General features: G+C 68.6%; 17 protein-coding genes. 9 read left to right on the top strand and 8 right to left on the bottom strand.

The window, feature by feature from the left end; genetic code table 11:
* Window positions 1-38: 38 nt before the first annotated feature.
* Together H0X95_RS20460 and H0X95_RS20455 are read left to right on the top strand one after the other, a co-directional pair.
* The gene (locus H0X95_RS20460) at window positions 39-1,475 is read left to right on the top strand and encodes a DUF1254 domain-containing protein (RefSeq protein WP_048987738.1); all 1,437 of its coding nucleotides are present in this window, start codon (window positions 39-41) and stop codon (window positions 1,473-1,475) included.
* Window positions 1,476-1,626: 151 nt separating this feature from the next.
* Complete coding sequence (locus H0X95_RS20455; protein WP_059722153.1) at window positions 1,627-5,448, top strand: DUF748 domain-containing protein; 3,822 nt, start codon at window positions 1,627-1,629, stop codon at window positions 5,446-5,448.
* 68 nt (window positions 5,449-5,516) lie between these two features.
* Here the strand turns inward: H0X95_RS20455 and H0X95_RS20450 are convergent, their stop codons facing one another.
* Window positions 5,517-5,738: a hypothetical protein gene (locus H0X95_RS20450; RefSeq protein ID WP_034203178.1), complete on the bottom strand. Its 222-nt coding sequence runs from the start codon at window positions 5,736-5,738 to the stop codon at window positions 5,517-5,519.
* A 251-nt stretch (window positions 5,739-5,989) separates the two neighbouring features.
* Here H0X95_RS20450 and H0X95_RS20445 point away from each other — a divergent pair, with 251 nt between their 5' ends.
* Window positions 5,990-7,666, top strand: a complete 1,677-nt coding sequence (locus H0X95_RS20445; protein ID WP_059722151.1) for an alkaline phosphatase family protein — start codon at window positions 5,990-5,992, stop codon at window positions 7,664-7,666.
* A gap of 179 nt (window positions 7,667-7,845) precedes the next feature.
* On the top strand, window positions 7,846-8,040 hold the full coding sequence (locus tag H0X95_RS20440) for a YqaE/Pmp3 family membrane protein (protein ID WP_006487958.1): 195 nt from the start codon (window positions 7,846-7,848) through the stop codon (window positions 8,038-8,040).
* A gap of 209 nt (window positions 8,041-8,249) precedes the next feature.
* Here the strand turns inward: H0X95_RS20440 and H0X95_RS20435 are convergent, their stop codons facing one another.
* The 3 genes from H0X95_RS20435 to H0X95_RS20425 are packed head-to-tail and all read right to left on the bottom strand — an operon-like array spanning window position 8,250 to window position 10,850.
* Entirely contained in the window at window positions 8,250-8,429 is a 180-nt protein-coding gene (locus H0X95_RS20435) for a hypothetical protein (protein ID WP_034187692.1), read from the bottom strand.
* The gene (gene cydB, locus H0X95_RS20430; protein ID WP_006494372.1) at window positions 8,401-9,408 is read right to left on the bottom strand and encodes a cytochrome d ubiquinol oxidase subunit II; all 1,008 of its coding nucleotides are present in this window, start codon (window positions 9,406-9,408) and stop codon (window positions 8,401-8,403) included. Before cydB ends, H0X95_RS20435 begins: the two co-directional genes overlap by 29 nt.
* A gap of 29 nt (window positions 9,409-9,437) precedes the next feature.
* Entirely contained in the window at window positions 9,438-10,850 is a 1,413-nt protein-coding gene (locus tag H0X95_RS20425) for a cytochrome ubiquinol oxidase subunit I (protein ID WP_006487971.1), read from the bottom strand.
* A gap of 469 nt (window positions 10,851-11,319) precedes the next feature.
* Between H0X95_RS20425 and H0X95_RS20420 the strand changes: the two genes are divergently transcribed.
* From H0X95_RS20420 to ltaE, 3 genes are all read left to right on the top strand, one after another.
* Complete coding sequence (locus H0X95_RS20420; RefSeq protein ID WP_006487960.1) at window positions 11,320-11,643, top strand: hypothetical protein; 324 nt, start codon at window positions 11,320-11,322, stop codon at window positions 11,641-11,643.
* 13 nt (window positions 11,644-11,656) lie between these two features.
* On the top strand, window positions 11,657-12,208 hold the full coding sequence (locus H0X95_RS20415; protein ID WP_059722149.1) for a YMGG-like glycine zipper-containing protein: 552 nt from the start codon (window positions 11,657-11,659) through the stop codon (window positions 12,206-12,208).
* Window positions 12,209-12,325: 117 nt separating this feature from the next.
* Entirely contained in the window at window positions 12,326-13,339 is a 1,014-nt protein-coding gene (gene ltaE / locus H0X95_RS20410) for a low-specificity L-threonine aldolase (RefSeq protein WP_059722145.1), read from the top strand.
* 104 nt (window positions 13,340-13,443) lie between these two features.
* Here the strand turns inward: ltaE and H0X95_RS20405 are convergent, their stop codons facing one another.
* Window positions 13,444-13,656: a DUF1059 domain-containing protein gene (locus H0X95_RS20405; RefSeq protein WP_006480352.1), complete on the bottom strand. Its 213-nt coding sequence runs from the start codon at window positions 13,654-13,656 to the stop codon at window positions 13,444-13,446.
* A 163-nt stretch (window positions 13,657-13,819) separates the two neighbouring features.
* The gene (locus tag H0X95_RS20400; protein WP_006490811.1) at window positions 13,820-14,725 is read right to left on the bottom strand and encodes an HTH-type transcriptional regulator ArgP; all 906 of its coding nucleotides are present in this window, start codon (window positions 14,723-14,725) and stop codon (window positions 13,820-13,822) included.
* Window positions 14,726-15,006: 281 nt separating this feature from the next.
* Between H0X95_RS20400 and H0X95_RS20395 the strand changes: the two genes are divergently transcribed.
* Window positions 15,007-16,077 (top strand): MBL fold metallo-hydrolase, encoded by a 1,071-nt coding sequence (locus H0X95_RS20395; protein ID WP_059722143.1) that lies wholly within the window; start codon window positions 15,007-15,009, stop codon window positions 16,075-16,077.
* 125 nt (window positions 16,078-16,202) lie between these two features.
* Window positions 16,203-16,862, top strand: a complete 660-nt coding sequence (locus H0X95_RS20390) for a glutathione S-transferase family protein (protein WP_006490804.1) — start codon at window positions 16,203-16,205, stop codon at window positions 16,860-16,862.
* A gap of 99 nt (window positions 16,863-16,961) precedes the next feature.
* On the opposite strand, the gene H0X95_RS20385 is transcribed toward H0X95_RS20390, so the two are convergent.
* A complete protein-coding gene (locus H0X95_RS20385; protein WP_006490805.1) occupies window positions 16,962-17,654 on the bottom strand; it encodes a phosphatase PAP2 family protein in 693 nt (230 codons plus the stop codon).
* Between the two features lie 425 nt (window positions 17,655-18,079).
* Window positions 18,080-19,312 carry an MFS transporter gene (locus H0X95_RS20380; protein ID WP_059722246.1) on the bottom strand — a complete coding sequence of 411 codons (1,233 nt, stop codon included), beginning with the start codon at window positions 19,310-19,312 and terminating at the stop codon, window positions 18,080-18,082.
* Window positions 19,313-19,326 lie beyond the last annotated feature (14 nt).

Genomic DNA, 19,326 nt, shown 5'->3' with positions numbered 1-19,326 from the left:
GGCGTTGACTGAAAAGAACGATATTCGGCCAGTAATCGATGATTGAAAACCAGCGAGAATCAGTTTCTCTGCGACGCGCGTGCGCGTCGCTGGCCATTGCGGCGTTGCTTGCAGGATGCGCGTCGCAACCGGACGCGATCCAGCGGAAAACCGGCTGGATGCGGGCGGAAGTTGCCGACTCCTATATCTATGCGTATCCGCTCGTGCTGATGGACGTCGCGAAGGAAGCTGCGACGGGCGGCGACGGCGCGCAACCGGGGCAGGCGCCGCTCAACACGCTGCGCCACGCGCAGGCGCTGCCGCCCGTCGGCGCGGTCAACCCGCCGCTGCCGGGCGTCGACACGCTCGACTCGACCGGCTGGCTCGATGTCGCCGCCGAACCCGTGATCGTCACGCTGCCCGACACGCGCGGCCGCTACTGGGACGCGCGTGCGCTCGACATGTGGACCAACGTGCTGTGGTCGTCGTCGAGCGTCGCCGCACGCGGCCCCCGTGGTGCCGGCCGATCGCAAACGATTGCCTTCGCCGCGAAGGACTGGCAAGGCACGTTGCCGAAGGGCGTGCTGCGTGTCGACGTGCCGTCCGCCAATGCGTGGCTCGAAGTGCGGTTGCAGACGAGCGGCGGGCGCGACCTGACGAACGTGAAGAAGCTGCAGCGCGCGATCCGCGTGGTGCCGCTGTCGGTGTACACCGGCGCCGAGCGCGGTGCGTCGGTCGCGGTCCATGCGGGCAGCGCGCCGTCCGAGGCGGTGGGGGGCGGCACGCCGGCCGAGCAGGTCGCCGCGCTCGACCCGAAGGCGTTCTTCACGCGCTTCGCGCGGGCGCTGCAGGACAATCCGGCGCCGGCCGACGACGCGCACGCGCAGGAATCGCTCGCCGACATCGGCGTGACGGCCGGCTACCCGGTGCTGTGGACGGGCGACCGTCTGACGGCCGCGACGGCCGGCGTCGCCGAGGCGCGCGCGCGGCTCGCGGCGGCGCCGTCGAACCTGCTGAACGCGAACGGCTGGAGCTGGATCGGCGATACGGCCGGCAAGTACGGCCAGGACTACGCACTGCGCGCGTACGCGGCCTACACGCAGTTCGGCACCGCGACGCGCGACGACGAGACGCTCGCGGTCGCCCGCGTCGACAGCGACGGCCATCCGCTGAACGGCGCGAACCGCTACGTATTGCATTTCGCGCCGGGCGCGCTGCCGCCGGTGCGCGCATTCTGGACGCTCACGCCGTACACGACCAACGGCGCGCTGCCCGACGTCGGGTCGGCGCGCCGCTCGCTCGGCGATCGCGACCGGCTGCGCCGCAACCATGACGGCTCGATCGACATCGTCGTGTCGGCGTCGCCGGGCGGCACGCATGCGGCCAACTGGCTGCCGGCGCCGCGTACCGATTTCGCGCTCGCGTTGCGCCTGTACGCGCCGAAGCCGCAGGCGAGCGACGGGTCCTGGATGCCGCCCGTCATCCTCCGGAAATGAACGGTTGACCGTCGCCGTTGTCCGACCGGCGGGCGCTGCGGCGGCGCCCGACCTCCGTACCGTCACCTCCTGAGCCTATACTTTCGGGATAGCGTGCGCGGCCGCCCGGTTATCCGGTGCGGCCCGGCATCCATTCCCGAGGCATTCAAGCATGGCAAGCGCAGACAAAGAAACCGTACCCTCGACCCTCCATGCCCTCGGCGGCGTTGCACGCTCGCGCCGCACCCGGCGTATCGGCATCGGGGTGCTGATCTTCATCGTTTTATTCGGACTGCTCGGCTTCTTCGCGGCGCCGCCGCTGATCCGCCATGTCGCCGAACAGCAGTTGAGCAAGCAGCTCGACCGGCCGGCCACGATCCAGCGCATCGCGCTGAACCCGTACACGCTGAACCTCGAAGCCGACGGCATCCACCTCGGCGAGCGCGGCGGCCAGGGCGATTTCATCGACATCGGCAAGCTGGTCGTGCGGCCGTCGTGGTCGTCGCTGTTGCGCGGCGCGCCGATCGTCAACGAGGTCCGACTCGACTCGCCGCGCTTTCACATCGTCCGCTACGATGCGCAGCGCTTCAATTTCACCGACCTGATCGAGAAGTTCTCGTCGCCGAGGCCGAAGCCCGACAGCAAGCCGACGCAATTCTCGGTGTCGAACATCCAGGTCAACGACGGCCGGATCGATTTCGACGATCGCCTGCTGAACGAAAAGCACGTGGTCGACAACTGGACGCTCGGCATCCCGTACATCGCGACGCTCGCCTCGAAGACCGACATCTTCGTCGAGCCGAAGCTGCGCGCGCGCTTCGACGGCAGCCCGATCTCGATCGACGGCAAGACCAAGCCGTTCGCGCAGTCGCGCGAATCGGAGATCGCGCTGAAGTTCGACCGCCTCGACGTGCCGAAGCTGACCTCGTACGTGCCGGCGAAGCTGCCGGTGGCCGTGACGAGCGGCCTGCTCAGCAGCAACCTCACGGTCAATTTCGTGATGAGCGGCGAGACGCCGGCGCTGCGCGTGTCGGGCACCGTCGACCTGAACGACGCGAAGGTGACCGACCGCGCGTCGGCGCCGCTGTTCGCCGCGCGCGGCGTGCACGTCGCGGCGGCCGGCCTCGAGCCGCTGCGCAACGCGATGCACTTCGACGAGATCCGGATCGACCGGCCGGTGGTCGACCTGTCGCGCGACAAGCAGGGCGTGCTGAACGTCGAGAAGCTCGTCGCGCAACCGGCCGCCGCGCCGAAGGTCGAGGCCGGGGCTGGCAAGCCGGCCGCGTCGGCCGTCGCCGCCGCATCCGGTGCGTCCGGCGCCGTCGCCGCCGCCAGCGGCGCGAAGGCCGAACGTAGCGCCGCCGCGAAGGAAGCGCCGCCGCTCGACCTGACGATCCGTCATGTCGCGATCGACGGCGGCACGATCAACGTCGACGACCGTGTGCCGGCGACGCCGACCGCGATGTCGCTGACGAAGCTCGCCGCGACGCTCGACGGTTTCTCGCTGCAGGGCAAGACGCCCGCGAAATACACGCTGTCGACGTCGCTGTCGCGCGGCGGCGACGTGACGGCCGAAGGCGCGTTCAATCTCGCCGCGAAGCAGGCCGACACGAAGCTGACGGTCGCCGCGCTCGCGCTGCCGGCGCTGCAGCCGTACCTCGGCGAGGCGACGCGCGCACGCGTGCTCGACGGCACGCTCGGCGCGACCGTCAACGCGAAGACCGACTGGGGCAAGACGCCGCTCGCCGCGGAAGTCGCCGACAGCACGGTCAGCCTGAAGTCGCTGAAGATCGCCGCGCCGGACAACAAGGCGCCCGCGATCGTGCTGCCCGACGCGAGCGCGAAGATCGCGAAGGTCGACGTTGCGGCGCGCACCGCGGAGATCGCGAGCGTCGACGCAAGCGGGCTCGCGCTCGACGTGAAGCGCCTGAAGGACGGCAAGATCGACCTCGCGGCGCTCGCCGAACCCGCGCAGGCGGCGGTGCCGAAGCGCACGGTCGCGCGCAAGGCGCAGGCCGCCGCGCCGTCGTGGCACTACCGGATCGACGCGCTGAACGTGAAGGAGGCGTCCGCGAACTTCACCGACCTGTCGACGCCGCGTCCGGTGAAGCTGGCGATCAAGCCGCTGGAGCTGTCGGTGCAGAAGGTGAGCGACGACCTGACGAAGCCGCTGCCCGTGCAACTGAAAGCGACGCTGAACCGCAAGGGCTCGCTGAACGTGACGGGTGACGTGACCGCGCAGCCGCTGAAGCTCGGCCTGAAGATCAACGGCAACCGCCTCGACGCGGCCGCGTTCGAGCCGTACTTCGGCAGCGCGCTGAACGCGACGATCGCCAGCGCGCTGCTCAACGCGCAGGGCAACCTGACGTTCGCGCAGGTGAAGGACACGCCGCGCGCGACCTATCGCGGCGACGTCGCGCTGGTCGACGTGCGGATGCTCGACAAGGCGACGTCCGACCCGTTCGCCGGCTGGCGTTCGCTCGCGCTGTCGAACCTGAAGGCGAACTACGACGAGAAGGGCACCGACGTCGACGCCGCGCGCGTGACGTTCTCGAACTTCTACGGCCGCGTGCTGCTCGATGCGCAGGGGCGGCTGAACCTGAAGGACGTGGTCGCGAAGGAGACGGGCCCCGCGCAGTCGCTCACGCGCGACGCGAGCAAGGGCGAGCCCGTGCCGCTGTCGCCGGGCGTGACGCCGCCGGCCGCCGCGCAGGCCGCATCGGCCGCGGCCGCGCAGCAGGCGTCCGTGCCGGCCGCCGCGTCGGCGACGGTGGTCGTGAAGGCCGCGCCGCAGCCGCAGAACCCGGTGCGGATGCACTTCGGCGAACTGGTGCTGCAGAACGGCCGCGTCACGTACACGGACAACTTCATCAAGCCGAACTACACGGCGAACCTCGTCGCGATCAAGGGCACGGTCGGCGCGTTCGGCACGGATTCGACGACGTCCGCGCCGGTCGACGTCGCCGCGAACCTCGCGGGCAACGGGCCGATCTCGATCAAGGGCTCGGTGAACCCGCTGATCGAGAAGCCGGCGCTCGACCTCACGGCGACCGCGCACGACATCGAGCTGACCAACCTCACGCCGTATTCGGCGAAGTACGCCGGCTATCCGATCACGAAGGGCAAGCTCAACGTCGACCTGCACTACCAGCTCGCGAACGACCAGCTGTCGGCGAACAACCACATCTTCATCGACCAGCTCACGTTCGGCGATCACGTTGAAAACGACACCGCGACGAAGCTGCCGGTGAAGCTGGCGATCTCGCTGCTGAAAAACACGCGCGGCCAGATCGACGTGAACCTGCCGGTGTCGGGCTCGCTGTCGAATCCGGAGTTCAGCGTCGGCGGCCTGATCTGGCATGCGGTGCTGAACCTGATCGCGAAGGCCGTCACGTCGCCGTTCACGCTGCTCGCGAATGCGTTCGGCGGCGGCGGCGAGGATCTCGGCTACGTCGAGTTCGCGCCGGGCTCGTATGCGCTGACCGACACGCAGCAGAAGAAGCTCGACACGGTCGTGAAGATGCTGACCGAGAAGCCGTCGATCCGCCTCGACCTGATAGGCCGCGTCGATCCGGCGCAGGACACGCCGGGGCTGCGCGACGCGTACGTCGAGCGGCTGGTGCGCCAGCAGAAGCTGAAGGACGTGGTTGGGCAGGGCGAGAGCGTCGATCCGATGTCGGTGAAGGTCGACAAGGCCGAATACTCGAAGTACCTGACGCGCGCGTACAAGGCCGCCGACTTCAAGAAGCCGCGAAACCTGGTGGGCCTGCAGAAGACGCTGCCCGATGCGGACATGAAGCAGGCGCTCGCCGATCACGCGCCGGCCGACGACAACGCGCTGCGTGCGCTCGCGCAGCAGCGCGCGCAGGCCGTGCGCCAGTACCTCGACGGCAAGATCGATTCGAGCCGCATGTTCGTCGTCGCGCCGAAGCTCGATGCGAAGGGCATCTCGGACAAGGGCGCGACGACCCGCGTCGACTTCGGGCTGCAGTAAGCGTTACCGCCGTCCGTCATCCCGCATCCGCCGCCGCGCCCGCACTCGTCGGGCGCGGCGGCTTTTTTTCAGCGGCCGGCGATCGCCGGTTCGCGCTTGTCCAGTTCCTTCCTCGCGGCCAGCGGCAGACGCGCGTCGTCCCACTGCGTCAGCCATTCGACTTCCTTCGCGGTGAACACCGGTCCGTAGTTGCGCAACGCGTACTGCAGCGCGTCGACGACGTGATGACGGATGATTTCAGGGGTACGTGCATCGTCCAGCACGAACCGGAGAGCTTCCAGGGTCGACATACTCGTGCTCCGGGTCAGGGAAAACCCTTTATCACACGCCAATAGTCGCGGGCCAACCCGAAAAAAAATCCCGCCGCACGGGCCGGCGCACGCGAGGGCCGCGGATTGCGACCGCGTGATGTCATTTGCGATTGGTTACGTTTGACAGAGAACAGAAAGCCCCGCTTCATCCGAGCGCCGCACGATCCGGCGATATTTTGCGCGCCTGAAGGCAGGTCACGTGGTTCAACATCAATCGGTGAGGTGGGGTGATGATTTCCAGGTTCATCAAGCAACGGAAAATGGCGGCGATGGTGGCGGGCGCGCTGGCGCTCGCCAGCGCGGGCGTGCATGCGGCGCAACAGGACGGCAACGCTCAGGGCGGGGACAACGGCCGGGCGAGCCGCGTCGTGAAGCACGTGCTGCTGCTGAGCATCGACGGCCTGCACGAACAGGATCTCGCGCGCTGCATCGGCGCGAATACGTGTCCGAACATCGCGGTGCTCGCGAAGAGCGGTGTGACGTATGCGAATGCGTATACGCCGGGCCTGTCGGATTCGTTCCCGGGCCTCGCCGCGCTCGTGACGGGCGGCTCGCCGAAGACGGCCGGCCTGTTCTACGACGTGTCGTACGACCGCAACCTGTACGCGCCGAGTGACACCACGTGCTCGGGCAAGCAGGGCTGGAACGTCGTGTTCGACGAGACGACCGGCATCGATGCGCAGAACGGCGGCGCGCTCGTGCACCTCGACGGCGGCGGCGCGTTCAATCCGCAGGCGATCCCGCATGCGAAGGTCAACGGTCAGTGCGTGTCGGTCTACCCGCACAACTACGTGAAGACCAACACGGTGTTCGAGGCGGTGAAGGCCGGCGTGCCGAATGCGCGCACCGCGTGGGCCGACAAGCACGCGTGGGGCTACGACTGGCTGAACGGCCCGTCGGGCACCGGCGTCGACGACCTGATGCGCACCGAGATCAATTCGATCGACCCGGCGACCAACACCGCGTACACCGACGTCTATTCGCACACCGCGCGCTTCGACAACCTGCACGTGCAGGCGCTGATCAACCAGATCGGCGGCCGCGATTCGACCGGCACGAAGACCGCACCGGTGCCGACGCTGTTCGGCGCGAACTTCCAGACGCTGAGCGTCGCGCAGAAGGCGCCGGTCGCGAAGGGCGGCGGCTATCTCGACGCCGATTTCACGCCGAACGGGCAGGTCGCGAACGCGATCACGTATGTCGACGACGCGATCGGCCATGTCGTCGCGGCGCTGAAGCAGGCGAACCTGTATTCGTCGACGGCCGTGATCGTCACGTCGAAGCACGGCCAGTCGCCGAGCGATCACACGAAGCTCGTGAAGAACGGCGACACGCTGACGAAGCTGCTCGAAGCGAACAACTACCTCGACCCGAACGGCAACTTCGGCCAGAACAACACGACGACGGGCAACCTGAACGACGGTTCGGGCCTGGTCGGCACGGGCTTCGTGCAGACCGACGACGTCGGGCTGATCTGGCTGCGCGACCGCAGCCAGCGCACGGCCGTCGTGCAGACGCTGAAGGCGAACCTCGGCTGCAACGCGCCGGGGATCTGCGCGGACGGCCCGCAGGCATACGTGCTGTACGGCGCGGCGCTCGCCGAGCGCTTCGGCGATCCGGCCAACGGCCGCACGCCGGACATCGTCGTCCAGCCGAATCCGGGCGTGATCTACACGTCGAGCACGAAGAAGGACGAGGAGCACGGCGGCAACGCGCCGGACGACAGCCACCTCGGCCTGCTCGTGTCGTATCCGGGCATTCATCGTGCGCGCACGGTGAACGACCTCGTCGGCACGAAGCAGGTCGCGCCGACGATCCTCGCGCTGCTCGGCGCCGACCCGCGCCTGCTGCAGGCGGTCGTGGCCGAGAACACGCGCGTGCTGCCGGGGCTCGGTATCGGGCGTTGAGCGTGGGGAAGGGCGGTGCGTCCGCGGCATGACGCGGGCGTTTCGGAAGTTGAGTGGGGTGAACGCGGCGCCGGGCGGATCATGGCGCCGCGATGCCGGTGCATGGCTTGAATTCAGGCGCGTGCACCGGCATATTCGTCGCGCATCACCCGTTCAACGACGTACCGAGAGGATCGCTCATGCGCCTGCTGCTTGCCCTGCTGCTTCCGTGGTTCCAGTTCTTCACGATCGGCCGCCCGATCGCCGGGATCATCTGCCTGCTCCTGCAACTCACGGTCATCGGCTGGTTGCCGGCCGCGATCTGGTCGGTGTATGCGCTGAGCCAGTACAAGACCGATCGCAAGATCGACGCGGCGCTGCGCGGGCGGCCGTAGACGCGCAATGCGCGGTGGGGTGATTCAGCCGCGTGGTTCGTATTTCGGTAGAAATCTATATATTTCATTCACATCGGCGATGTGATTTGCATGGATTTCTGCCTAAATGGCGGATTCGTGCGTTGTTCGGCTTGATGTATCCAGCCGAAACCGCTGCCCAATGACAAAACGGCCGCCCCGTCCATCGTTCGACCGGGCGGCCGCTTTACCTACTTCACCGCAAACAGCGTCAGGTTCATGAAGATCTTGAACGCATAGCCGAGCGTGACCGCGCCGATCACGCCGCCCGCCCACAGGACGACGAACCACATCCAGCCGCGCATCCGCGGCCGCGGCGCCTCGGGCGGGCGATCGGCGGAATCAGTGGTGGTAGTAATGCTGGTCTTCATGGCGCACCTTGCCTCGGAATACCCAGTAACCCATCGTCGTGTAGGCGATGATGATCGGGAGGATAACCGCTGCGCCGACCAGCGTGAAGGTCTGGCTCGAACGCGGCGCCGCCGCTTCCCAGATCGTCATCGTCTGCGGAATCGCATACGGGAACAGCGTGACGAGCAGGCCGACGTAGCCGAGCAGCACCAGCGCCAGCGCGAGCACGAACGGCGTCATGTCGTGCCGGTCGCGCACCGCGCGACGCATCCACGCCGCGCACGCGGCGACCAGGAACGGCACCGGCAGCAGGCGCCAGAACAACCCCGAATCGAACCAGCGCTGCGCGATGGCCGGGTCCTGCAGCGGCGTCCACAGGCTGACGATCGCGATGAAGCCGAGCAGCACGACGGTCAGCGGCCACACGACGCGATGCAGGCGGCGCTGCAGGTCGCCTTCGGTCTTCGCGACGAGCCAGCAGCAGCCGAGCAGCGCATAGGTCACGATCAGGCCGAGGCCGGTCAGCAGGCTGAACGGCGTGAGCCAGTCGAACGCGCCGCCGGCATACACGCCGTCCTTCACGTCGATGCCCTGCAGGAACGCGCCGAGCGCGATGCCCTGGAACAGCGTCGCGCCGGCCGAGCCGCCGATGAACGCGAGATCCCACAGCTGTTTCGTGCGGCGCGCCTTCGCGCGGATCTCGAACGATACGCCGCGGAAGATCAGGCACACCAGCATGAAGATCAGCGGCAGGTACAGCGCCGACAGCACGGTCGAATAGACGACCGGGAACACCGCGAACAGCCCGGCGCCGCCGAGCACGAGCCACGTTTCGTTGCCGTCCCACACGGGCGCGACCGTGTTCATCATCAGGTCGCGTTCCTTCTCGTCCGGGAAGAACGGGAAGACGATGCCGATGCCGAGGTCGAAGCCGTCGAGCACGACGTACATGAAAAGCCCCAATGCGATGATCGCGGCCCAGATTACGGTGACGTCCATAGGTTTTCTCGTAAGCGAAAGGAGTGGGCTCAGACGGTCTCGATCAGCTCGTCGACGGCCGACATCGGGCGGCGCGCGGTGTGATCGGGGCGCGTATCGGGTTCGTCGTCGTGCTTGACGTCGGGCAGCGCGGGGCCGGCCTTCATCAGCTTCAGCATGTAGTACACGCCGGTGCCGAACACGAGGAAGTACACGATCACGAACGTCATCATCGACAGGCTGACCTGCTGCACCGACAGCGGCGACACGGCTTCCGCAGTGCGCTTCACGCCATACACGACCCACGGCTGGCGGCCGGCTTCGGTCGTCACCCAGCCCGCGAGCAGCGACACGAAACCCGTCGGGCCCATCGCGAGCGCGAAGCGCTGGAACCCCTTCGATTCATACAGGCGGCCGCGGCGGCGCAGCAGCCAGGCGAGCGCGGCGAGGCCGATCATCGCGAAGCCGAGGCCGACCATGATCCGGAAGCTCCAGAACACGACCGTCGAATTCGGGCGGTCTTCCGGCGGAAAGTCCTTCAGACCGCGGATCTCGCCGTCCCAGCTGTGCGTGAGGATCAGGCTGCCGAGGTGCGGCACCTTCACCGCGTAGCGGGTCGTTTCCGCCTGCATGTCCGGAATGCCGAACAGGTTCAGCGCGGTACCGCCCTTTTCGGTTTCCCACAGCCCTTCGATCGCGGCGATCTTCGCGGGCTGGTGCTTCAGCGTGTTGATGCCGTGCTGGTCGCCGATCACGGCCTGCAGCGGCGCGAGCACCAGCAGCAGCCACAGCGCCATCGAGAACATCTTTTTCACGCCCTTGTCGCGGCGACCCTTCAGCAGGTGCCACGCACCCGTCGCGGCCACCACCAGCGCGGCGACGATGAACGCGGCGATCGCCATGTGGAACAGGCGGTACGGGAACGACGGGTTGAAGATGATCGCGAACCAGTCGGTCGGCACGACGCGGCCGTCGACGATCTCGAAGCCTTGCGGCGTCTGCATCCAGCTGTTCGACGCGAGGATCCAGAACGTCGAGATCAGCGTGCCGATCGCGACCATCAGCGTCGCGCCGAAGTGCGCGCGCGGGCTCACGCGGTTCCAGCCGAACAGCATGATGCCAAGGAAGCCGGCTTCGAGGAAGAACGCGGTCATGACCTCGTACATCAGCAGCGGGCCGGTGACGGCGCCGGCGAAGCTCGAGAAGCCCGACCAGTTGGTGCCGAACTGATAGCTCATCACGACGCCGGACACGACGCCCATCCCGAACGCGACCGCGAAGATCTTCGACCAGAACAGGCAGAGCGTTTTGTAGTACTGCTTGCCGGTCTTGAGCCAGCGATATTCGAGCACGGCGATGAAGCTGGCGAGGCCGATGCTCAGCGCCGGAAAGACGATGTGAAAGGAGACGGTGAACGCGAATTGCAGGCGGGCCAGATCGAGGGCCGAAAGTGCGGTGTCCATACCAGATGACCGAGGCTGACGATACCCGCCGGCGGGTGCCGGCGGACCCCGGCGGACAGGCGTCGGGGTTGGCTGGAGTATGTGCCGCGATGTTGCGCCGCGAAATGCGCCAACTCGTCGCAGATGTCCAGTCCGTCGCGCGCGATTTCGGGATAAATCGTTGATTCGTATCAAGAACGTCGTTCGCGGCGCGCGCGGTCGCGGCGTGGCGGTCTGACGCACGTGCGTCAATATGGCGCGTCGCGTCATCGGAACGGTTTTGAGCAGACGAAAACCGTGTGCCGGGACGGCGATCGGTTTCGATGCGTTAAACGCGTAACGCGAGCGTTCGAACAGGCGGGGCGTCTGTCACACGGGTAACGTCGCGCAACATTCGCGCGCCGGCCCGTAATGGATCCCCGAGCGCGTGCGGCGTAGCGTTCGGGATGCCCGGTTCGGATCGCCGAACCGGCCTGCCGGAGAACGTGACGTGAATGGATTGAAGCTCGCGCTGGGCGCGGCGGCCGCGCTCGCGGTCGCGACGGGCGGCGTGGCGCATGCCGCCCGGGTCGGAGTCTATATCGGCCCCGGCTACCCGTATTACGCCCCGGTCGTCCCTGCGCCGTACTACTACCCGCCGCCCGTCGTCGCGGTGCCGGTCGCTCCGCCGCCGCCCGAGTATGTCGAGAAGGGGCAGCCGCAGGACGACGGCGACGCGGACCTCTGGTACTACTGCGACGCGTCGAAGCATTACTACCCGCATGTGAAAACCTGCAAGTCGGGCTGGCGCGCGGTGCCGGCGCGGCCGCAGTGACGGAGGCGTGACGATGAACACCGTATTTCGACCGCTGCGCGTGCCGGCCGTGCTGGCGCTGGCCGCGCTGCTCGGCGCGTGCGCCTACCTGCCGAGCGGGCCGAGCGTGATGGCGCTGCCGGGCACCGGCAAGTCGTTCGACCAGTTCCGCGCGGATGACGGCAGTTGCCGGCAGTATGCGTTCCAGCAATCGGGCGGCGTGAGCGCCGGGCAGGCGTCGACCGCGAGCGCGGTCGGCAGCGCGGCCGTCGGCACCGCGCTCGGCGCGGCGGCCGGCGCCGCGTTCAACGGCGGCACCGGCGCGGCGGTCGGCGCGGGCGCGGGGCTGCTCGCGGGCAGCGTCGTCGGTGCGGGCGCCGCGCAGGGTTCGGCCTACGACGTTCAGCGCCGCTACGACTATGCGTATCTGCAGTGCATGTATGCGACCGGCAACCGTGTGCCGGTGCCGGGCGGCATGAGCGGGGGGAGCGGCGGCGGGTATGGCGGTAGCGGATACGACACGGCGCCGCGCGCGGCGCCGCCGATGCCGCCGGCGGGCGTCCAGCCGCCGCCGCCGCGATACTGATCCGCGCGATCGCGTGCCTCCATCGGCACGCGCTGCGTGAATTGCGTACACTCTGAGTCTCGTTTTCGGCAGGGCCGGACGCAGGGATGCCGGCTCGCGTTTTCTCAGGGCACAGCGATGATCGATTTACGCAGCGATACCGTGACACGTCCGAGCCAGGCGATGCTGGCTGCAATGACCGCCGCCGAAACCGGCGACGACGTCTGGGGCGACGACCCGACCGTCCTGCGCCTGCAGGCGGTGACGGCCGAGCGGGCCGGCAAGGAAGCCGGCCTGTTCTTCCCGAGCGGCACGCAGAGCAACCTGGCCGCGCTGATGTCGCATTGCGAGCGCGGCGACGAGTACATCGTCGGCCAGCTCGCGCACACCTACAAGTACGAAGGCGGCGGCGCGGCCGTGCTCGGCAGCATCCAGCCGCAACCGATCGAGAACGCGCCGGACGGCACGCTGCCGCTTGCGAAGATCGCCGCGGCGATCAAGCCGCTCGACAATCACTTTGCCCGCACGCGCCTGCTCGCGCTCGAAAACACGATCGGCGGCCAGGTCTTGCCGGAAGGCTATGTGCAGGAAGCCGTCGCGTTCGCGCGCAGCCGCGGGTTGTCCACGCATCTCGACGGCGCGCGCGTCTGCAATGCGGCGGTTGCATCGGGTCGCCCGATCGCCACGCTGTGCGCGCCGTTCGACACCGTGTCGATCTGCTTCTCGAAAGGGCTCGGTGCACCGGTCGGCTCGGTGCTGGTCGGCAGCCGTGCGCTGATCGAGCGCGCGCAGCGCTGGCGCAAGGTGCTGGGCGGCGGGATGCGGCAGTCGGGCATTCTCGCGGCGGCGTGCCTGTATGCGCTCGATCACAACGTCGAGCGGCTCGCGGACGATCACGCGAATGCCGCGCATCTCGCCGAAGGGCTCGCGCGCATCGACTCGGTGAAGGTGCTGTCGCATGCGACGAACATGGTGTTCGCGCAATTCCCCGAAGCCGATTGCGCGCCGCTCGAGGCATGGCTCAAGGAACGCGGGATTCTCACGCAGATGCTGTATGCGTCGCGCTTCGTCACCCACTGCGACGTGTCGCGCGCGGACATCGACACGTTCCTCGGCGCGGTCGGCGAGTACTTCTCGCAGCGGCGCGCGTGAAGCGGAGTGCGTCGGCCGGCGACGGGCCGGCGCGACGTGGCATGACGCAGGACGCGGAGGGTTGACGCGGCGCGTCGCCGGTCGATCGTTGCCGTGCCGGCGGATTACGCCTGCCGCGGCGTGTCGGCGGGCGGCGTGCCGTCGTGGAACAGCGATTTCAGCTGCGTGCGCAGTTCGGCGCTGTCGGTGTGCTGGTGGACCGAGACCGCGTGTTGCACGGCGGCCTCCAGCAGTTCGTTGTCGGAGTCGGCGGAAATCGCGACCGAGCAATGCATCGCGCTGGGAAACTCGCGGCAATCGATATAGCGGCGGGACATGATGTTCTCCTCACATGAAAGGGAACGGCCGGACCTGGACGATCGGCCGCGCGGCGCGTTCGCGAGGCCGATGGAAAAAGTATAGGCGGCGCGGCCGACTTTCTCGTCGGAGTGCGTACCGCGCCGGCCGACCGTGTCGATCGCCGGCGCGGCTGCCGGCGCGTTACGGCAGCGGCGCGAGCAACCGGCGCGCCGCTTCGACGACCCGCTCCGACAGCGACGCCATCGTCGGCGACTGCACGGTCCACGCGTGCCAGTACAGCGTGACGTCGGTCGGATGCGCGGGCGCGAGATCGACGAGCCCCTGCGTATCGAGCGGCGCGGTGCCGATCAGCGGCTCCGGCACCATCGCGTAGCCGAGCGCGTGCCGCACGGCCGCGAAGTGCGCATGAGTGCCCGGCACGTAATGGCACGGGTAGGCGCCGTCCGGCAGCCCGAACTTCTCCTTCAGAAACGACGATTGCAGCGTGTCGCGCCGCGAATACGCGACGACGGGGGCCTTGCGTGCGCTCGTGCGGTTCAGCCCGCGCGGAAACCAGCGCACCGCGAACGCGGCGGCCGCGAGCAGCCGGTAGCGCATCGTGCCGAGCGGCGTCGCGATGCAGCCGCGCATCGGCTTCGGCTCGGTCGTCACGCAGCCGACCGCCATTCCGCTTTCCAGCAGCGCGAACGTGTGATCCTGATCCTCGACGATCAGCTCGAACAGGATCCGTTCGCCGGCGAGCACGGACGTCAGCGCGGGCAGGAACCAGGTCCCGAGGCTGTCGGCGTTCAGCGCGATCGTCACGGAGATCGGCGATTCGCGTTCGGTCGCGAGCGTGCTCTGCAGGTCGGCCTGCAGCAGCGCGACGCGGCGCAGGTGCTGCAGCACGCGCTGTCCGGCCACCGTCGGGCGGCACGGCCGCGTGCGCAGCACGAGCGGCGTGCCGAGGCTCGCTTCCAGCGCGCGGACCCGCTGCGTGACGGCGGACGCGGTCACGTGCAGGCGCACGGCCGCCTGCTCGAAGCTGCCGGTGTCGGCGACGGCCAGCAGCGCGGCGGCCTGCTTCGGATCGATCGTCATCGACATGTCGGGGGCATTCCTGTGAGCGGAGACGAGAACAGGCCGTAGTGTAAGGCAGCGTGGGCCGCCGTCCCGGCGCGGCGAATCGTCCCGCCATGCGCGATTCGTCGCCGGAATCGGTTGCCGCGTATGGGATGCGCTGCGGCGCGGGCATTTTGATCTACGCTGTATGCATGCGCGAAACGCGGCGGCGATGTCGTCATGCCGATGCCGGTGCCCGACGACGACAGGCGGCACATGAGCCCGGCTACACTCCACTGAAGAACAAGCGACGGAGCAACCGAGCCATGATCTTCCGGCAACTTTTCGACCCGCAATCGTCGACGTACACGTATCTGCTCGCCGATAGCGCATCGCGCGAGGCGCTGTTGATCGATCCGGTGTTCGAGCAGGTACGCCGCGACGCGGCGCTGCTCGACGAACTCGGGCTGCGGCTCGTCGCGACCGTCGACACGCACGTGCATGCCGATCACGTGACGGGCGCCTGGCTGCTGAAGCAGCGCACCGGCAGCGCGATCGCGATCTCGGCCGCGAGCGGCGCGCGAGGCGCCGACCGCTACCTGAACGACGGCGACCGCTGTGCGTTCGGTTCACGCTACCTGACCGTGCGCGCGACGCCCGGCCACACGAGCGGCTGCATCAGCCTCGTGCTCGACGACGAATCGATGGCGTTCACCGGCGATTGCCTGCTGATCCGCGGCACCGGCCGCACCGACTTCCAGGAGGGCGACCCGCGCGCGCTGTATCGCGCGGTGCACGGCCGGCTCTTCACGCTGCCGGCCGCGTGCCTGCTGTACCCGGCGCACGACTATCGCGGGCTCACGGTGACGAGCGTCGGCGAGGAGCGGCGCTTCAACCCGCGCCTCGGCGGCGATCTCAGCGAGGACGATTTCGCGGGCTACATGCGCAACCTCGGGCTCGCGCATCCGCGTCAGATCGACGTCGCGGTGCCGGCGAACCTGCAGTGCGGGGTCGCCGCGAACGCGCCCGATGCGCAGGCGGCAGCCGACTGGGCGCCGCTCGTCTATACGTTCGCCGGCTTCTGGGAAATCGATCCGCAATGGCTCGAGGATCATCTGCCGGCCGTGCAGGTCGTCGACGTGCGCGAGCCGGACGAATTCACCGGTCCGCTCGGCCATCTGCCGGGCGCGACGCCGATCCCGCTCGGCGAACTGGCCGCGCGCACCGGCGAGATCGCGCGCGACCGGCCGGTCGTGACCGTGTGCCGGGCCGGCGGGCGCTCCGCGCAGGCGACCGTGATCCTCAGGAAGGCCGGCTTCGACGCGGTCGCGAATCTCGGCGGCGGGATGCTGCGCTGGCGCGCGGAAGGGCGTGTCGTGATGGACGGCCGATCGTAGCGGCCCAGGCAGTCCTTCGAAAAAATGTCGGACCGATGTCGAAACGGCCGGGCGCCGTTCGTCGTCAAGGTATCCGATCACGTGGCGCCGCACGACGCGGCGCCGAAACCCGGAGAGACCCCACGATGATGCCGACGCTTTACGCCCATCCCTTTTCGTCCTACTGCCAGAAGGTGCTGACCGCGCTATACGAGAACGGCACGCCGTTCGACTATCGCGTGCTCGCGCACGACGACCCGAAGCCGATGCAGGAACTGGCCGCGCTGTGGCCGCTGAAGCGCTTCCCGGTGCTCGTCGACGCGGGCCGCACGGTGATCGAGGCGACGATCATCATCGAATATCTCGGCCTGAACCATCCGGGCCCGGTGCGCCTGCTGCCCGACGATCCGCGCGCCGCGCTCGAGGTGCGGACGATGGACCGCTTCTTCGACAACTACGTGGCGACGCCGCAGCAGAAGGTCGTGTTCGATGCGCTGCGGCCGGAAGCCGAGCGCGATGCGCGCGGGGTGGCCGATGCGCGCGCGATGCTCGACACGTCGTATGCGTGGCTCGACAGGACGATGGCCGAGCGCGAATGGGCGGCCGGCGACCATTTCAGCCTCGCCGATTGCGGCGCGGCGCCGTTCCTGTTCTACGCGGACTGGACGCACCGGATCGATCCGGCGTTCGCGAACGTGATCGCGTACCGCCAGCGTCTGCTCGCGCGGCCGTCGTTTGCGCGGGCGGTCGACGAGGCGCGGCCGTATCGTTCGTTCTTTCCGCTCGGTGCACCCGATCGCGACTGACGGGTGCGGCCGTCGCACGGCGCGCGGCCGCGGCGCATGGCCGGCATCGCGCGCCGGGGCGACGGAACGACAGCAGCAGCACCATTGCGCGGCGGCCCGTCACATCGTGCGCGTGGCCGACTGCGCGAGCGTCAGCAGTTCGTCGAACTGCGTGATCAGCTCGAAGCACAGCAGGAACGCGAGCGTATAGGCGGGCGCGGGGAAGCGCCGGATCATCTCCAGCACCCGCGGCGCGAAGCGCGACCGGATCGCGTCGCGCGTCAGCAGCCACGCGATCGCGATGCCGATCGCCGCGCCCGCGATCAGGTCAGTCGGATAGTGAAAGCCGAGATACGCGCGCGGCAGGCAGATGAACACGACCGAATACAGCAGCGCGACGATGCCGACGCGGCGCGCGATGATGAAGATGCCGGTCGCGATCGCCATCCACAGCATCGCGTGATCGCTCGGAAACGAACTCCATGTCTGCAGCGTCGCCGCGCGCAGTCCGGCCGACGGAAAGTGCAGGTGCAGGTCGGGGTTGTAGATCGGCCGTACGCGGAACGGCAGCACCTGGGCGAGCACGCGGCCGACGGCGAGCGCGACGAGCCCGCTCGCGACGGTGGCGACGACCCGTTCGCGTTGCCGTTCGCGGTTAGGGCCGGGCTGGAACCACAGCCAGCACAGCACGGGAACGAGCACGAAGCCCTTGAACGTGTAGAGGCCCGCGATCACGCGGATCGCGTGATTCATCAACGGGCCGAACGTCACGTGGGTGAGGAAGATCTGGATCGTGGTGTCGAAATCGTTCATGTCCTGTGCGACCCGGGCGGACGCGCAGCGCATGACGGGCGGCCGGCTGGATCGGAAAGCGCGCTCGCACGGAGCGCAACGGGGGGCAAGTATGTCACCCGTTATTTCGAAGAAAATGCGAAAAAATACCGGGAATCCCCTGACGCACCGGGCTCGGTGGTGGGGCCGGATGGCAACGCGCCGTGCGGTGCGGCAGGGTCGAATCATCCGATGTTTGCGTGCGGACCTGCACGAACGCCGGAAAAATATTTGGGTGAACTGGACAATTCGCCCGGCCGGTGCAGACCTTGCGCCGGATGAACGATTGCCGTGCCGGAATGGTATGAAGCTGCCGGGCGGCGCGGCGTCATGCGCGTCGATCAAAAATATAAAAAAAGCGGGCAAGCCTCGTGGGCTTGCCCGCCGGTGCTACGCGACGCCCGATCTCAGTTGCGCCACATCCGCACGACGAGCGCGGCCAGCGACGTCGCGACGGCCAGCGCGGTCACCGCATTCCAGCCCAGTTGCGCGAGCAACGAACTGCCGAGCGCGGCGCCGGCCGCCATCCCGATGAACATGCCGACGAACAGCACCGCGTTGAGGCGGCTGCGCGACGCGGGATCGATCCGGTAGACGATCGACTGGTGCGCGATCAGCGTCGCCTGCACGCCCAGATCGAAGCCGATCGTCGCGACCGCGAGCAGGACGAGCTGCGCATGCGGCGACATCAGCGGCGCGGCGGCCATCGACGCGAACGACGCCGTCGCGATGCCGATCCCGATGCGCGTGACGCGCTCGGGGCCGTGATGGTCGGCCAGGCGTCCGGCAATCGGCGCGGCCAGCGCGCCGGCGGCGCCCGCAAGGCCGAACGCACCGGCGGCCGCGCTGCCGAGATGGAACGGCGCACCGTGCAGCATCACCGCGAGCGTCGACCAGAACGCGCTGAAGCCGACGGCCAGCAGCCCCTGCGCGAGGGCGGTGCGGCGCAGTGCCGAATGCTCGCGCCACAACGCGCCGAGCGAGCCGATCAGCGCGCGATACGGCAGCTGCGTGGTCGGCGCGAAACGCGGCAACCCGCGTGCGGCCACGGCGCCGATCGCGGCGACGCTGACCGCCGCGAGCGCGAACATCGCGCGCCAGCCGGCCGTCTCGGCGATGAACCCGGCCACGACGCGCGACAGCAGGATGCCGAGCAGCAACCCGGTCATCACCGTGCCGACGATGCGGCCGCGATGCGCGTCGTGCGCGAGCGTCGCGGCGGCCGGCACGACGTCCTGCGCCATCGTCGCGGCGAGGCCGATCGCGAAGCTCGCCGCGAGCAGCAGCCCGAGCGATGGCGCGACGGCCGCCAGCAGCAGCGCGACGACCAGCGCGGCGGCCTTGGTGACGATCACGCGGCGTCGGTCGAAGCGGTCGCCGAGCGGCGCGAGCAGCAGGATGCCGAGTGCATAGCCGAGCTGCGTGAGCGTCGGCACGAAACCGATCGCGCGCGCCGACGCGCCGAGATCGGGGGCGAGCGCGCCGAGCATCGGCTGCGCGTAGTAGAGCGGGGCGACGCCGAGGCCGGCGGCGGCCGCGAGCAGCAGCACGAGCCGGCGATCGGGCATCGAATGGGCGGCCGGATGGGCCGGAGCGTGCGCCACGCGGGGCGCGGTATCGAGACGGGCAGGGGTGGACATCGCGTACATCCTCG

The organism is Burkholderia sp. 9779_493 (assembly GCF_015712215.1).
Classification (GTDB): domain Bacteria; phylum Pseudomonadota; class Gammaproteobacteria; order Burkholderiales; family Burkholderiaceae; genus Burkholderia; species Burkholderia cenocepacia.
Note: the sequence above shows the minus strand (reverse complement) of the source record. Positions and strands in the feature narration are given on the sequence as shown.

What these genes read in the sequence shown, in the direction of transcription:
- H0X95_RS20380 (WP_059722246.1), bottom strand. Translation starts at nt 19,312, where the DNA reads ATGTCCACCCCTGCCCGTCTCGATACCGCGCCCCGCGTGGCGCACGCT.
- H0X95_RS20460 (WP_048987738.1), top strand. Translation starts at nt 39, where the DNA reads ATGATTGAAAACCAGCGAGAATCAGTTTCTCTGCGACGCGCGTGCGCG.
- H0X95_RS20405 (WP_006480352.1), bottom strand. Translation starts at nt 13,656, where the DNA reads ATGTCCCGCCGCTATATCGATTGCCGCGAGTTTCCCAGCGCGATGCAT.
- H0X95_RS20395 (WP_059722143.1), top strand. Translation starts at nt 15,007, where the DNA reads ATGATCTTCCGGCAACTTTTCGACCCGCAATCGTCGACGTACACGTAT.
- H0X95_RS20400 (WP_006490811.1), bottom strand. Translation starts at nt 14,725, where the DNA reads ATGTCGATGACGATCGATCCGAAGCAGGCCGCCGCGCTGCTGGCCGTC.
- H0X95_RS20435 (WP_034187692.1), bottom strand. Translation starts at nt 8,429, where the DNA reads ATGAAGACCAGCATTACTACCACCACTGATTCCGCCGATCGCCCGCCC.
- ltaE (WP_059722145.1), top strand. Translation starts at nt 12,326, where the DNA reads ATGATCGATTTACGCAGCGATACCGTGACACGTCCGAGCCAGGCGATG.
- H0X95_RS20440 (WP_006487958.1), top strand. Translation starts at nt 7,846, where the DNA reads ATGCGCCTGCTGCTTGCCCTGCTGCTTCCGTGGTTCCAGTTCTTCACG.
- H0X95_RS20425 (WP_006487971.1), bottom strand. Translation starts at nt 10,850, where the DNA reads ATGGACACCGCACTTTCGGCCCTCGATCTGGCCCGCCTGCAATTCGCG.
- H0X95_RS20415 (WP_059722149.1), top strand. Translation starts at nt 11,657, where the DNA reads ATGAACACCGTATTTCGACCGCTGCGCGTGCCGGCCGTGCTGGCGCTG.
- H0X95_RS20390 (WP_006490804.1), top strand. Translation starts at nt 16,203, where the DNA reads ATGATGCCGACGCTTTACGCCCATCCCTTTTCGTCCTACTGCCAGAAG.
- H0X95_RS20385 (WP_006490805.1), bottom strand. Translation starts at nt 17,654, where the DNA reads ATGAACGATTTCGACACCACGATCCAGATCTTCCTCACCCACGTGACG.
- H0X95_RS20455 (WP_059722153.1), top strand. Translation starts at nt 1,627, where the DNA reads ATGGCAAGCGCAGACAAAGAAACCGTACCCTCGACCCTCCATGCCCTC.
- cydB (WP_006494372.1), bottom strand. Translation starts at nt 9,408, where the DNA reads ATGGACGTCACCGTAATCTGGGCCGCGATCATCGCATTGGGGCTTTTC.
- H0X95_RS20450 (WP_034203178.1), bottom strand. Translation starts at nt 5,738, where the DNA reads ATGTCGACCCTGGAAGCTCTCCGGTTCGTGCTGGACGATGCACGTACC.
- H0X95_RS20445 (WP_059722151.1), top strand. Translation starts at nt 5,990, where the DNA reads ATGATTTCCAGGTTCATCAAGCAACGGAAAATGGCGGCGATGGTGGCG.